Annotated in this window: 14 protein-coding genes and 1 pseudogene; 3 read left to right on the top strand and 12 right to left on the bottom strand. The window is 46.7% G+C overall.

Annotated features, from left to right (window positions below; genetic code table 11):
• Positions 1-10: 10 nt before the first annotated feature.
• Positions 11-1543: a GGDEF domain-containing protein gene (locus tag IY568_RS07120; protein ID WP_125557023.1), complete on the bottom strand. Its 1533-nt coding sequence runs from the start codon at positions 1541-1543 to the stop codon at positions 11-13.
• A gap of 182 nt (positions 1544-1725) precedes the next feature.
• On the opposite strand from IY568_RS07120, the gene IY568_RS07125 reads away from it, so the two are divergent.
• On the top strand, positions 1726-3501 hold the full coding sequence (locus tag IY568_RS07125) for a M61 family metallopeptidase (RefSeq protein ID WP_194867179.1): 1776 nt from the start codon (positions 1726-1728) through the stop codon (positions 3499-3501).
• A gap of 62 nt (positions 3502-3563) precedes the next feature.
• Here the strand turns inward: IY568_RS07125 and IY568_RS07130 are convergent, their stop codons facing one another.
• The 10 genes from IY568_RS07130 to hisG all read right to left on the bottom strand — a co-directional run bounded on the left by IY568_RS07130 (position 3564) and on the right by hisG (position 11931).
• Positions 3564-4115, bottom strand: coding sequence for a YkvA family protein (locus tag IY568_RS07130; protein ID WP_010381172.1), 552 nt, complete (start codon positions 4113-4115; stop codon positions 3564-3566).
• Between the two features lie 212 nt (positions 4116-4327).
• Positions 4328-4816: a hypothetical protein gene (locus tag IY568_RS07135; protein WP_194867180.1), complete on the bottom strand. Its 489-nt coding sequence runs from the start codon at positions 4814-4816 to the stop codon at positions 4328-4330.
• A gap of 102 nt (positions 4817-4918) precedes the next feature.
• Positions 4919-5530 carry a bifunctional phosphoribosyl-AMP cyclohydrolase/phosphoribosyl-ATP diphosphatase HisIE gene (hisIE, locus tag IY568_RS07140; RefSeq protein WP_125557016.1) on the bottom strand — a complete coding sequence of 204 codons (612 nt, stop codon included), beginning with the start codon at positions 5528-5530 and terminating at the stop codon, positions 4919-4921.
• Entirely contained in the window at positions 5527-6300 is a 774-nt protein-coding gene (gene hisF, locus IY568_RS07145; protein ID WP_138539492.1) for an imidazole glycerol phosphate synthase subunit HisF, read from the bottom strand. Before hisF ends, hisIE begins: the two co-directional genes overlap by 4 nt.
• Positions 6282-7016, bottom strand: coding sequence for a 1-(5-phosphoribosyl)-5-[(5-phosphoribosylamino)methylideneamino]imidazole-4-carboxamide isomerase (gene hisA, locus IY568_RS07150; protein ID WP_125557012.1), 735 nt, complete (start codon positions 7014-7016; stop codon positions 6282-6284). Before hisA ends, hisF begins: the two co-directional genes overlap by 19 nt.
• Positions 7017-7026: 10 nt before the next feature.
• Positions 7027-7617 carry an imidazole glycerol phosphate synthase subunit HisH gene (hisH, locus tag IY568_RS07155; protein WP_125557010.1) on the bottom strand — a complete coding sequence of 197 codons (591 nt, stop codon included), beginning with the start codon at positions 7615-7617 and terminating at the stop codon, positions 7027-7029.
• Positions 7614-8675 (bottom strand): bifunctional histidinol-phosphatase/imidazoleglycerol-phosphate dehydratase HisB, encoded by a 1062-nt coding sequence (gene hisB, locus IY568_RS07160; RefSeq protein ID WP_125557008.1) that lies wholly within the window; start codon positions 8673-8675, stop codon positions 7614-7616. Before hisB ends, hisH begins: the two co-directional genes overlap by 4 nt.
• A gap of 2 nt (positions 8676-8677) precedes the next feature.
• Positions 8678-9736: a histidinol-phosphate transaminase gene (hisC, locus tag IY568_RS07165; RefSeq protein ID WP_194867181.1), complete on the bottom strand. Its 1059-nt coding sequence runs from the start codon at positions 9734-9736 to the stop codon at positions 8678-8680.
• On the bottom strand, positions 9733-11025 hold the full coding sequence (hisD, locus tag IY568_RS07170; RefSeq protein ID WP_194867182.1) for a histidinol dehydrogenase: 1293 nt from the start codon (positions 11023-11025) through the stop codon (positions 9733-9735). The genes hisC and hisD overlap by 4 nt, the downstream gene beginning before the upstream one ends.
• Before the next feature lie 6 nt (positions 11026-11031).
• Complete coding sequence (gene hisG / locus IY568_RS07175; RefSeq protein ID WP_125557002.1) at positions 11032-11931, bottom strand: ATP phosphoribosyltransferase; 900 nt, start codon at positions 11929-11931, stop codon at positions 11032-11034.
• Positions 11932-12279: 348 nt separating this feature from the next.
• On the opposite strand from hisG, the gene IY568_RS07180 reads away from it, so the two are divergent.
• Positions 12280-12507, top strand: a complete 228-nt coding sequence (locus IY568_RS07180) for a hypothetical protein (protein ID WP_194867183.1) — start codon at positions 12280-12282, stop codon at positions 12505-12507.
• Between the two features lie 49 nt (positions 12508-12556).
• Here the strand turns inward: IY568_RS07180 and IY568_RS07185 are convergent.
• Positions 12557-13173 (bottom strand): annotated as a pseudogene (locus tag IY568_RS07185) (2OG-Fe(II) oxygenase).
• 265 nt (positions 13174-13438) lie between these two features.
• Here IY568_RS07185 and IY568_RS07190 point away from each other — a divergent pair.
• On the top strand, positions 13439-13645 hold the full coding sequence (locus tag IY568_RS07190; RefSeq protein WP_138539513.1) for a DUF1289 domain-containing protein: 207 nt from the start codon (positions 13439-13441) through the stop codon (positions 13643-13645).
• The last annotated feature ends 62 nt before the right edge of the window (positions 13646-13707 follow it).

The following is a 13707-nucleotide window of genomic DNA, read 5'->3' on the forward strand; positions in this document are numbered from 1 at the left end:
AATCTCCTTGTTATTCACGCAAGCAAAGTTTGTCTCTGCCGCTGTTTTTGGCCTCATACAGAGCTTCATCGGCTCGATCAAAGGCGGTCAGTTTTGAATCACCTTCTTTAAGCTGGGTTGCTCCTAATGAGATAGTGATCCTCACTTCTTTGTCTTTAAAGCGAAATGGGATCGACTTAACGGTTGTGCGTATCTTTTCAAGCGGTGCGTAAGCCGCTTCTATTGGCATTCCCGGCATCAGGATAACAAACTCTTCACCACCGTAACGCGCAATGAAATCGGTCTTTCTGATGGATTTTTTAAGTGCTCTGGCGATAACCTGAAGCGTTTTATCTCCCGCACTGTGGCCGTATTTATCGTTAATTGATTTAAAGTGATCGACGTCCACAACAACCAAAGTAACGTCGTTGCCCTGGATCTCGAATAAATGGAACTCCTGGCTATAGCGGTCATCAAAAGCTGAGCGGTTGGGGAGCTTAGTCAGTCCGTCTAACAGGCTCTTGAATCTCTGTTCATTCAGTCGTTTTTTATAAGTGTTTACTTTGTTTTCAAGCACATTAATGCGGCTGTTAATGGCATCAAAGCTTTCCAGCAATGCTTGCTTATCGCGTCGTTCAATGTTCTCTCTTTCCACCAAGTCTTTGCTTATTTGGGCAAGCTCGTCATCGACTAAACCCTTAAGCTCAGAAATAGAGGACGCCTTTTGGGTGTTTTCAGTCAGGCGCTTTATCTTAGATTCGATGCGTTCGTTTAATGCATTGAGCTCTTTATTGATCGACTTGGAATGGCTAGTGGTGTCGACAATTGATTTATGCAACTCTTCCAGAGTTTGGTTTAACGAGACCAAAAAACCCTGGGCTGATTGTCTTTCCCGCGCGATTGACTTAGCAAAAATCCGGATCACCGCAATGGCGTTTTCAAGTAAAGAATCTATGCTCGAGTCTGTTGAAATACGTTGTTTTATCGCTTTTACTTCATCAGCTACATCGTCTTCAAACACCAACTCATTGGTCAGGCCCAACAATTCCGTTGCCAACTCGGGGTCATTGTGTTGTGTCGAGGTATCAATGTCATATTTAGCATCGAAGACTTGAAGGTAAAACTGCAGTAGCTTATCGAGCAAAGGCACGAATTCTGGGATAGCGTCAATATCACCCAACTCATTGTCCAGTAAGCCGCGCAGTTTCCTGCGGGTGTCTTCTGGCACACCACGCAGTTTTTGCAACTGCTTTCCTGCGGTTTGTATATGGGTTACCAAATTGCGATGATTGGCAGAGTTGGTGCTATCAAGCTGCTTTAGTTGTGCACTGGTATTTTCAATGAGTGGGGCCAGATGTTCAAAGTCCATCCCCTTTGCCAACGCACTGCGATACTTTGCCAGCAAGTTATCGAGAGACACATCCTGTCCTTTACAACCAAGTGTCAGTTTGGATGCAAATTCTGACAGGGTATCTACCTGTTGCTTTCTCGCTTCTTCCAACGCCTTTCTAGCTTCAATCGCTTGTGATAGTTTTTTCTCTAATCGCGCAGTTTTATCAGTCACAGAAACCTAATATCTTTTGTTTTAACCTACTCATTAGCAAGTTTACATCAAATTACTGATAAATGTGGAAGATTTTAGGCTATAGATCCACCTATTTTGGCTGTTGACTCATCGTTTTTGATGGCCTGATATCAGACTTATTTGTTAGTTTTACACCCTAATAGTCATTTTATTGAATCATTATGAAAAAAATCTGTTCCGTGCTCATTGCGTTGAGTACCTTACCTGCCTTCGCAGACGTCGAATACACGCTGAAAATAACCCAGCCAGAGCATCACCTTGGTGAAGTCGAAGTTACTTTTCCCAAAAGTGCTCAGGCTCATATGGATATTAAGTTAGCGGACTGGCGGACAGGACGGTATCAAATTCTAAATTTGGCTAATGGGATCCGTGCATTTGATGCGATTGATTCACAAGGCCGTGAACTGGAATGGCATAAGGTAGATAAAAGCACCTGGCGAGTACATCTTGACAGCCCGACACAAGTAACTGTGAATTATCAGGTATATGCAAATGAGCTCGGACTCAGGGCGAGGCATATTGATGACAGTCATGCGTTTGTTGATGCGTCCGGCTTTTTTATGTTCAGCGAGTCATTCCGTCATGAACCTGTAACTGTTGAGATGAAGGTACCGGACCAATGGCGCTCTGTGTCGGGTATGGACTTTGCGGGCAACAAGCAACGCTTTAAAGCTGCCAACTTTGATGTGCTGGTGGATTCGCCAATAGAGTCAGGCATTAACCAGCTGCACAAATTCCGAGTAGATGGCCGTGACTATGAGCTGGTTATCTGGGGGGAGGGCAATTATGACGTTGACCTGATGCTCAGCGATCTGAAAAAGTTAGTGAAAACGGGTTCCTTGATCTGGCAGGACTATCCGTATGAACGTTACGTTTTTATGGTGCATGCGACCAGTGGCGCGCGAGGCGCAACCGAGCATCTGAACTCTACTATTATTCAACGCCACAGAGATGCATTTGCCAAACGAGATGATTACATCGGCTTTATTTCGACTGCAGCACATGAGTTTATTCATACTTGGAATGTAAAAAACTACCGTCCGGACGGATTGGTACCTTACGACTACGTGAACCCAAATTACAGTGATTTACTCTGGCTGGCGGAAGGGTCTACCAGTTACCTCGAAGATTTCTTGCTGCTAAGCGCTGGGATCATCACCCATGAAGAGTATTATAAAGGGCTGACGAAGCGCATTAATCGTCACCTGAACACGCCTGGTAGAGAAATACAGAGCGTTGCTCAAACTAGCTTTGATAAGTGGATTAATCAGGGCGGCGACCATGGCAAAAACTTCAGTACTAATATTTATTCAGAAGGTGCTTTAATTTCCATGATGCTGGATATCAAGCTGCTGGATGACAGTGAAGGGAAGGTGAGTTACCGTGATGTTCACACCTTGCTGGCTAAGCGTCATGAATTACCCAAGTCATTTGACAGCCAGGATGTCATCAATATTCTTAATGAGATCAGTGGCCAGGATTATAGCGTATGGTGGAAACAAAATGTCGACACGCCATTTGTATTGGAAGTTGACGCGCTGTTCGACAAAGTGGGGCTGACTTATCGTCACCCTGTTTCCAGTGAGGAAGTGGCAGGTTTTGATGGTCAGGCAGTATCTAAAGGTCAACTACTCGAATTGCAGCACGTTGCTAGAAATGGTAATGCCTGGCAGGCTGGCTTAACCAGTGGCGACAAGCTGGTGGCGTTTAATAATCACCAGGTACGAGATACATTAGAAAACACCTTGGCGTTGTTTGCGCCCGGGGAGAAAGTCACTGTTCATTTTATACGTCGTCACAAATTGATGTCGACAGAAATCACGTTCGATGCGGCACAATCGAAACCTAAGCAGGTTGCAGCGGTATTACAGCCAACACGGCGCCAACAGCAGCTATACTTAGCCTGGATGGGGGTACCGCACCCGAATGCACAGTAGTTAATATAGTTTGACTAGACACAAAAAGGGGAGCATGTGCTCCCTTTTTTGTTTAGGTATAGTTACATGATCCGAGAAAAGAAGCGTGACTTCTTAGTGTTTGAGCGATTACGGCGCATTGAAGAGCGAATTTGAGAACGAGTACCTGCTAACCAGCTTTCGCGGTCAACTTTAGCGGCGTCGCCTCGACGAGCTTCTTCTGTTGCACGGAAACCACAGAATTGGCGATAAGCGCTCAAATCCAAAGACAGTTCCTGTAAAACCAGCTCGATCATGATGGCATCGTCGATGTATCCAAGGACAGGCACATTGTCCGGGACTATGTCTTCAGGTTCGCTGAAGTAAGCCAGAGACAACATGATTTCGCGCTTTTCATCTTCGGGCATTTGCCATTCTTCGTCTTGTACTGCGTCAATTAGGGCAGCAAGTGACATCATACGCGTGCGCACAAACTCAGGTAGTTTTGATTTTTCCATGTTGTTGACCAAGTCTTTGGCCTTGCTGATGATTTCTTCGTCGCTTAAACCCTGGCTCTTTTCGATGGTTGCATGCATCATGCTACGAAAATGCGCCAAGTCGGCATCGGATAATTCAAAGTTGATTTCAATTGACACTGGGTTCTCCCTGAGGGTTTTGATTTTTATTGTGATGTCTGAAGTTAGGTGCTTATTACTAAGTTGTCAACTCACCTGAACTGCTAACAACACTATGCCACTTTAGGTACTAATAATTAAGAGCTGAGCAAAGTTTTATTAAAGAATGAGGCGTGTTTGTTGTCAAATTAGACAATATCTGGGCAGATGATAATCACCTGCCTGATGTATTGTTACCTGGAGATTTTTAACGCGACAACCCAGGGGGTTTCGTGGTCAAGGCCTTTACCGCGACTGAGTGTGATTTTTGCCTCAGAGGCGTTACTGGTATAATGCAGTGTATTATTTATTGCCGCTGTACTTTGCCATGATGTGCCCAGACAAGTGCTTAACTGTTTTGCTACGTCATCAAATAATGTTGCAGCATCAGCCTCAATACTGAATGACTTAGTGCATTCGTAGGCTACGTTGCCGCTGTTGTACTGGTTTATTTGGCAGCTGTCGGTAATTAAATGCGCCTTTGGCTGCCATGCGCTCATTAAGGGGGAGTTGACTTTGCTGCCTTTTAACTGAACAAAATCGTTCTGAGTGCCTTGTGTTAAAGCAAGTACTTTCTCACACTCGTTCATGGTGTCAACGCGTCGCTGAACGTCATCAGGAAGTTGCTGGCATGCAGCGAGTGAAAGTAGTGCGACAGGGAGAATGAGATGGCGATTGACCATGGCTATGTCCTTCATTTTAATTTTCGAGCCAGCTGAAACAAAAAGTGCATCAGCTGGCTTGAGCATACCATGAACTCATAACAGGTCGAGCAAAACTCAGCTTTATTTATGACGTTCGTTCAGTGTTTCTACAACCTGCTCAAGTGATAGGCCACTGCGTTGTAATAACACTATCAGGTGGTAGAGCAGATCAGCAGATTCATTGCGTAATTCATTCTGATCTTGTTTCATGGCAGCCAATGCCACTTCAACTCCTTCTTCACCGACTTTTTGACAGCTGCGGCTGAGATCTTTTGAGAACAATGCAGCTGTATAGCTTTGCACAGGGTCAGCATCCTTTCGTTCGCAAATGATGCGCTCAAGCTCTGAAAGAAAAGCGATGGCGGGGCGAGCCTCGTCAAAGCAGCTTTGTGTGCCCAGGTGGCATGTTGGACCGGCAGGGTCAGCAAGCAACAGCAAGCTGTCGCGGTCGCAGTCGGTATACGCTGAGACCAGTTTTAGCACATTGCCGGACTCTTCTCCTTTGGTCCATAGGCGTTGTTTAGAGCGAGAATAAAAAGTGACCAGCCCTTTTTCAAATGTTGTACTGAGCGCTGACTGATCCATAAAGCCCTGCATCAGGATAACACCGCTTTGTGCGTCCTGAACAATGGCTGGAATAAGCGACATTTTGTCAAAGTCTAAAGAATTTAAGTTATCTGGAGTGAGTTTCATAGTCTGGTAGCTACCTTGTTATCCGCTAAGTATTGTTTAAGCGCTTCAATTTCAATAAGCTGCTTGTGAAAGACGCTGGCTGCCAGTGCCCCATCTACATTAGCCTGTTGAAAGACATCAACAAAATCCTGCATCGTTCCTGCACCACCAGATGCAATCAGAGGTACATCACATTGCTTGCGAATATTACTCAGCTGTTCAATGTCATAGCCTTTTCTGACACCATCCTGGTTCATGCAATTCAGGACTATTTCTCCGGCACCAAGCTCCTGCACGCGTTGCACCCATTCACTGGTTTTATATCGAGTCTGGCTGGCACTGTTGGGATCGCCCGTCAATTGATAAACCAGATATTCTCCTGAATTTGCATCATAAAAGCTGTCTACACCAACCACTACACACTGCTTGCCAAACTCGTCATGTAGCTCCTTGATAAGCTCTGGCCTGGCGATTGCGGGGCTGTTAATGGAGACTTTATCCGCGCCTTGCTCTAGTACTTTAGCAGCATCTGCAACAGATTTAATGCCACCAGCAACGCAAAAAGGAATGTCGATGTGGCGTGCGATGTCTCGAACCCAGTTCACATCCAGTAAGCGCTTTTCAACGCTGGCACTGATCTCATAAAATACCAGTTCATCGGCGCCGGCCTGGCTATACAGTGTCGCAAGCTCCAGAATTTCACCGACTATTTCGTGCTGTTTGAATTTAACGCCTTTGACGACCTGGCCATTTTTTACATCGAGGCACGGAATTATGCGCTTTGATAGCATGCGATTGCCTCCTCAACAGTAAATGCACCATCAAGCAGAGATTTGCCTAAGATGATTCCACTCACGCCCAGTTCAATGAGTTGACGAATATCTTCAAGACTACTGACCCCACCAGATGCCTGAACTCTGACACTTGGACTATGAGCGACTATTTCTTGATAAAGCGTAAAAGACGGACCTGTCATTGTGCCATCTTTACTGATGTCCGTACATAGAAAGTCGTATACACCCAGCGCCAGGTAAAAATCAATGAGTTCAAACAGGCTCAACTGAGATTCTTCAAGCCAGCCGTGAGTCGCAACAGCCCATCCCGAAGCGCTACGTTTGACATCGAGTGCAATGACAAAACGTTCTGCACCAAACTCTTCAATCCAGGCTGCAACTTCTTCTTTACTGTCGACCGCCATGGAGCCAATGACAACTTGTTGCGCACCGGCTTTAAGCCATTGCTTTACATCATCATACCGGCGTATGCCGCCGCCTACCTGGTAAGGGGCGGATAACGCAGCAGTGGCCTGTTGGATCTGTTGCCATTGTTTCTTTTGTGGATCGCGGGCACCTTCCAGGTCCACAAGGTGAAGCTTAGCAGCGCCTGCGTCCTGGTATTCTTTTAAACGCCCAGCCAACTCGAAAGGGTAAAACTGTGCGGTGTCATACTTGCCCTGATACAGGCGTACAATTTGGTTTTGTAATACATCTAATGCAGGAATGATCATAGTCTTATCCTTATAATTGCCAGTTCAGGAAGTTATTGAGTAATTTAGCACCCACTTTGGCACTTTTTTCCGGGTGAAACTGCATGCCTGCATAGTTATCTTTGGCAACGACTGCAGAGAAGCGCGTACCATATTCACTTGCAACCAGGGTATTGGCATTGCAACTATGCGCAAAGCTATGCACAAAGTAGACTTGATCGTCCGGGGTGAGCCCTTGCGTTAATGGGTGTGTCTTGACCAAAGACAATGTATTCCAGCCCATATGAGGACTGGTTAATTGTCCGGTTTCAAGATGACGTACTGCCCCTGGAATACGGCCCAGGCACTCAACTTGGCCTTCTTCGGTTTGTTCGCAAAGTAGCTGCATGCCAAGGCAAATCCCCATTAGTGGCTTTTGGTAGTCAGCGATAGCCTGATCCCAGCCTTGCTCACGCAGGCGTTTCATTGCGACAGAGGCGTGTCCGACACCGGGTAAGACTGCACGCTCAAACTGCTCTAGTTGTGCCGGATCGCGGATCACTTCCGGGTTGACACCGAGCCGCTCAAAGGCAAATCGGACCGAGTTAATATTGGCACACCCTGTGTTGATAATGGCAATCATAAGCACCCCTTAGAACTGGCGGTTTGCTGGCTGGTATCTTTTGCGATGGCCATGCGCAGCGCGCGTGCAAAGACCTTAAACAGGCCCTCGACCTGGTGGTGACAATTTCCTTCGCTCACTGACAGGATCAGGCTGATGTTGGCATTATCGGCGAGTGATTTAAAGAAATGCTCGACCATTTGTACATCCAGGTCGCCGACTTTTTCGCGGCTAAAGTCAGCATTTAACACGAATGAAGCTCGACCAGACAAGTCAAGCTGACACTCGGCTTTGCATTCATCCATTGGCAGCGCGAATCCGTAGCGCGCAATTTGCGATTTAGTGCCCAGTGCTTGTTTGAGTGCTTGTCCTAGCGCAATGCCGATGTCTTCTACTAGGTGGTGCTCATCGATGTGCAGATCACCACTTGCTGATATAGTCAGACCTATATTTGCGTGAGTGCGGATCTGATCCAACATGTGGTCAAAAAAGCCAAGGCCTGTACTGATAGAGCCGGTACTGTTTTGATCAAGATTAAGCGCCAGGCTGATCTGTGTTTCTTTGGTGTTGCGCTGCACCGCTGCCTGACGGTTCTGTGTCGTCAGACGGGTGACAATTTCTGGCCAGTTATCGTCGTATAGAATGCCTTCTATACACAGGTTGTTGGCCAGTTGAATGTCAGTTTGTCTGTCACCAATCACATAGGAGTTGGCCAAATCAACTTTGCCAGAGCGCATCAGATTGGTTAACAACCCTGTTTTAGGCTTTCGGCATTCACAGTTGTCTTCGTCAAAGTGCGGACAAATTAAAACCTCGTCGAAGCGGATCCCCTGACTGGTAAAAATCGCCATCATTTGATTGTGCGGCAGGGCGAAATCTTCCTCTGGAAAACTCTCTGTACCCAGTCCATCCTGATTTGAGACCATGACCAGCTTATAACCGGCAGCCTGAAGTGAGAGTAGGGCCGGGATGACGTTTGGCAGCAGTGCCAGCTTTTCCAGGCTGTCTACCTGCTTATCAGTAACCGGCTCCTCAATTAGGGTGCCGTCTCGGTCGATGAATAAATATGGAGTACTCATTGTTATTGTTCTGCCTGTGGTTGTGTCAGCCAGCGTCTGACTTGCTCTAATTCCTGCTCGCTACCAATTGAAATACGTAGCCAATTATTTTCCTCGAAGAGGGTAAAAGGGCGCATGATCAAACCCGATTGCATTGCCTGGTCAATATCGCTTTTTTGACGAACCTGGACGGTGATGAAATTGCCTTCACCAATCATCACTTTGGCAATTTTGCCAGAGCCCCCAAGTAGTTCAGTGAGCTTTTCTTTGGCTTTATTTAGAATGCTCACCTGGCGACGCATCTGGGTAATTGCATCTGGGGTTAGTGCTTCTTGTGCGATTTGTGCGACAACTGCCGACACCGGATAAGGTGCGATAACCTTGCGAACAGGTGCAAGGACCTCCTGTGAGGCAAGCATAAAGCCGGTTCTGAGCCCGGCAAGGGCAAATGCTTTTGACAAGGTACGTAGTACCACCAGGTTATCGAAATCAGATAACAGACTTACGGTAGTTAACTGTTCGCAAAACTCAATATATGCTTCATCTACCACAACTAGTGCTCTATTTTTCAAAGCCGCCGCAATTGCAGCGATTTTATCTGTGCCTATTGTTGCGCCCGTCGGGTTATTGGGATTACAGATGAAAACCAGTTTTGCGTTGCCTACAGCGCCTGCAATCTCTGCGGCGTTACCTTGTTGCAGAAGGGTTTGTTCAAGTGCAGTAATGCCGACATTGTGTGTATCCGCCGTTACCTTATACATACCATAAGTGGGCAAGAATAAGGCTATAGAGTCCTGGCCCGGTGTGCAATAAGTGCGTACTAATAGCTCGATACCTTCATCAGCGCCGCGTGTCATTAACACTTGTTCCGGGCTCAGCCCACAATAGCTTGCATAAGCGTTGATCACGGCCTCTGGCTGTGGGTCCGGATAACGATTAAGCGCATTAAAGTTGAGGCTCACGCGTCGTGAATACGGACTTTCGTTGGCATTCAGCCAGGTTGTGCCGGTGAGCTTTTCGCTTTTTGCTGAACTATATGCATTCAGCGCAGCAATGTTCTCTGGTAATTCAATTTGACTCATGCGTTATTCTCCAGCCTGATTTTTACAGCATTGGCGTGGGCATCCAGACCTTCGGCCTGTGCCAGGGGTAAGATGGCTTTGCTCAGTTTCTGTAAACCCCCTTTACTGATTGTCTGTTGCGAATAAGTACGATAAAAGTCGAGCAGGTTAAGGCTTGAGTAGCAACGACTGTAGCCATAAGTCGGTAATACATGGTTCGTGCCCGACGCATAATCACCCGCAGACTCAGGTGTATAATCTCCGACAAATACCGAGCCTGCATTTTTGACTAACGGTAAATAAGGTTCTGGTTCGCCGAGCTGCAAGATAAGGTGTTCAGGACCATACTCAGCACTCACCGCAAATGCTTGTTCCATATCAGCGACTAAAATCAGGGTACTGTTGTCCAATGCTTGTTTTGCGATATCTGCACGGCTGAGCTGAGATAGCTGTCGGTTCAGCTCGCCCTGTACTTCAATGATGAGTTTTTCACTGTTGCTGAGCAGGATCACCTGTGAGTCGGGCCCGTGCTCAGCTTGTGATAACAGATCAGCTGCAACATAGGCTGGGTTCGCGCGTTCATCGGCGATAACCAACACCTCTGACGGACCTGCTGGCATATCAATCGCGAACCCGGGTAAAGACTGTGATAGCAATTGTTTGGCCATAGTGACAAACGCATTTCCCGGGCCAAACACTTTATCTACCTTTGGTACACTCAATGTACCCAGTGCCATCGCCGCAATAGCTCCGGCACCACCGCTTTCGACGATTGTGCTGATCCCGCATTTTTTAGCCGTATATAAAATTGCCGGGTCAATTTGTTGATCACCGTTGACCGGGGTACACAGCACAATAGTTTGTGCACCTGCCAGTTGCGCACACACACCTTGCATCAGTACAGAAGAGGGGAGTGGCGCGCTGCCTCCCGGCACGTATAAACCAACTGCGTCGATAGGCTGATACTTCAGCTCACAAATAACGCCAGGCTGTGTCTCGAGACGCTTCTCTGTTGGCACTTGCAATGCGTGAAATGCACGAATATTGCTGTATGCCTGATCGATTGCTTGCTTTAGTTCCGGCGAAATTGCATCTTCACTGGATTGTATTGCTTCAGCTGATACCAGCAACCTGGGCTGTGTGCGTTTATCGAACTTGCGGGCGTATTCAAGCAGTGCTTCATCCCCATTTAGTTCGACATCTGCAATGATTTCGGTTACCACTTGCTGAAGTTCGTCACTGATTGTTACTGCCGGACGGGCGAGTGCTGCCTGTTGCTGCGCCCGGTTAGCCTCATTCCAGATCAACATGCGTTGTTACTCCATCATTTTTTCGATTGGCATAACAAGAATGGAGTTAGCACCCAGAGATTTAAGCTCTTCCATGGTTTCCCAAAACAGCGTTTCACTGCTGACCATGTGCAGGGCAACATAGTCCTCGCTACCGGCGAGTGCTAACAGAGTTGGCTGACCTGTACCAGGGAGCAAAGCACAAATTTCATCCAGGCGCGCTTTTGGTGCGTGTAGCATGATGTATTTGCTTTCTTTAGCCTGCTTTACACCACGCAGGCGAGGCATGAGTTTGTTGATGAGCGACAGTTTGTCATCGTCATTAAGATTAGCGTTTTGGATCAGGCAGGCATTTGACTCCAAAATGGTGTCTCCCTGCATCAGGCCGTTAGCTTCCAGTGTGGCACCGGTAGAGACCAGGTCGCAAATGGCATCTGCCAGGCCTGCACGTGGTGCAACCTCAACAGATCCTGTTAGCATCACCACGCTGGCTTCAATCTGCTCTTTTTCCAGGTACTGCTTAAGAATTTCGGGATAGGTGGTAGCGATGCGTTTGCCATTGAACCAATCTTTGTCTTGCATGCCCAGTTCCTGAGGCCATGCCAATGCCAGGCGACAATAGCCAAAGTCGAGTTTTGCCAATTTAGTCACTTCGCTGGGTTGCTGGTTGCGCTGGCGCTCAGCCTGAGTTTCTACCAGCACGTTTTCACCGACAATACCTAAATCACAGACTCCGTCCATGACCAAACCCGGAATATCGTCATCACGAACCCTGAGTACATCGATTGGCATATTGGTTGAGTGGGCGATCAAACGTTGCTCACGCAGGTTCAGTTTAATCCCGAGTTGTTTAAGCAGTGACTGGCAGTCTTTGGAAAGTCGGCCAGATTTTTGAATGGCAATTCGTAAACGGTTGTTGGTGTTCATAATTTATTTCCTAAGTTTAAAAACTAAAAGCCCCGAGGGAACCTCAGGGCGAAAATAAATTATGTTGATTGCTTGTTCGCCGGAGGTTCCTTGAAGGAATAACCCACCAGCGAAATACCTGACAGGTTATCCCGGTGTATGATGGTGATGATGGATAGCTGTCAGTGTAAATGGCATGTCAAATTCTCTTACTGTTTGTATAAAACGTGATGCGCGTTGAGCGCTCAAAATGTATTTATAGATAAACACAGGTGACGAATTGCGCGCAAGTACTTTTTTGCATAAATTAAAGAATAAATTATAACTGTCGATAATAAAGGCATGAAATACAACATTAAGAGGTGGGTTATGGATGCATTTAAACCATTTCTGGCACCGATTGTCAGATTGCAGGTTAGCCATGATGGCCCGTTTAAAGTTGCAGGTGTGCTCGATAACCGGGCTGAAAAAATTAAACGTAAAAAGCACTTAATTGAGATGGAACGGCAGAAGCATAAAGAAGAAGATGCACGCAATAAAGACGAAGATCAGAATGAGATCGACGACGAAGAGCAACATTTGGATACCTGGGCCTGAACTATTTAAGGCCCGGTTAAGGTGTTTCCGCCGTGCTTAGAGCATGTTTTTATCTTGGAGGGTCAATTTTTCCTGCAAGGGAGGTATTTACCCTAAACCATCCCGCGACAGAATATGTGTCTCGGTTTGCCGGGAGCACTTCATGAGGAAACTCTTGACTTTGAAACAGCACCAGGGTGCCATGCAATGGAACCACCTTGATCCCCTCAAGGTCATTTTCGTCCCGATAGAGTACCATTTCTCCCCCATCTTCAGGGCCCCAGCCGGGGTTAAGATAAGTAACCAGTAACAGCACTCGGTTCGTTTCACCTTTAAATGCGTCGTAATGGCGTTTGTAATAACTGTCGCTAGCGCAATGGGCAAAATGACTTTCAAACGAAAACAGTCCCATGAATAGACGACGGTTCAGGAACTGTTGTAGCTGACTGGTCCAGTCCAGCCACCGCTGGCCGGGCTCAGACTCACCGTTTATCCAGCAAATTTCGTCCGTCCGCACAAAGTCATTGTGTAAAAAGTAATCGCCCGGCCTATGCCTGCTTGTTCATATTTCTGGGTACTTATGCTGTGCTGATAGGCCAGTAAATCGTCCACCAGATCGCAAGGTATCGCACCTGGGCGAATACTATAACCCTGGCTTATCAGATCATTGGCTACGAGTGAAAACAGTGTTTCATCTGTTGGAGAGTCGTCGTGTTTGGCACGAAGATCGGCTTAAGCGGACAACCTGGTTTCCTATAATGGTCGTAGCAAATTTCAATAGAGTGTCATAAAGCGAAATAGAAGACAGTGTCTTAACTTCAATGGCTCTGGGCTCTTTGCTTGCTGCCTGCTTTGTTGCGCGCATCTTAACGATCTTTTGCTTGCTGGCAAGTAAAAGATCTCTGCCTGAGTATAAAGGGGTATAATATGTCGAAAATAGTGGGGAATTTTTATGAGCGTGACTAAAAGGCCTGAGTTGACAGAAAGTGAGACGGAGATCGTTCCATCACCATGTATTCGTCATTGCTGTCTTGACGATAATGATGTTTGTGTTGGCTGTTATCGCACTTTGAATGAGATTATGACGTGGCAGTCTTGCGATAATGAGCAGAAAAGAGCCGTTTTACGGGCCTGTGAAACAAGAAAACGCGCGAATTAGTATCGTATATTATACTGAGTTTAAAGGCTTGAATTATTTGTTGCAAATGTGTTTTCTCTATA

Origin of the sequence: Pseudoalteromonas sp. PPB1 (assembly GCF_015356275.1) — a bacterium.
Classification (GTDB): domain Bacteria; phylum Pseudomonadota; class Gammaproteobacteria; order Enterobacterales; family Alteromonadaceae; genus Pseudoalteromonas; species Pseudoalteromonas rubra_D.

Coding starts and splice junctions, on each gene's coding strand:
- IY568_RS07125 (WP_194867179.1), top strand. CDS start 1,726: ATGAAAAAAATCTGTTCCGTGCTCATTGCGTTGAGTACCTTACCTGCC.
- IY568_RS07135 (WP_194867180.1), bottom strand. CDS start 4,816: ATGGTCAATCGCCATCTCATTCTCCCTGTCGCACTACTTTCACTCGCT.
- hisIE (WP_125557016.1), bottom strand. CDS start 5,530: ATGAAACTCACTCCAGATAACTTAAATTCTTTAGACTTTGACAAAATG.
- hisF (WP_138539492.1), bottom strand. CDS start 6,300: ATGCTATCAAAGCGCATAATTCCGTGCCTCGATGTAAAAAATGGCCAG.
- hisA (WP_125557012.1), bottom strand. CDS start 7,016: ATGATCATTCCTGCATTAGATGTATTACAAAACCAAATTGTACGCCTG.
- hisH (WP_125557010.1), bottom strand. CDS start 7,617: ATGATTGCCATTATCAACACAGGGTGTGCCAATATTAACTCGGTCCGA.
- hisB (WP_125557008.1), bottom strand. CDS start 8,675: ATGAGTACTCCATATTTATTCATCGACCGAGACGGCACCCTAATTGAG.
- hisC (WP_194867181.1), bottom strand. CDS start 9,736: ATGAGTCAAATTGAATTACCAGAGAACATTGCTGCGCTGAATGCATAT.
- hisD (WP_194867182.1), bottom strand. CDS start 11,025: ATGTTGATCTGGAATGAGGCTAACCGGGCGCAGCAACAGGCAGCACTC.
- hisG (WP_125557002.1), bottom strand. CDS start 11,931: ATGAACACCAACAACCGTTTACGAATTGCCATTCAAAAATCTGGCCGA.
- IY568_RS07180 (WP_194867183.1), top strand. CDS start 12,280: ATGGATGCATTTAAACCATTTCTGGCACCGATTGTCAGATTGCAGGTT.
- IY568_RS07190 (WP_138539513.1), top strand. CDS start 13,439: ATGAGCGTGACTAAAAGGCCTGAGTTGACAGAAAGTGAGACGGAGATC.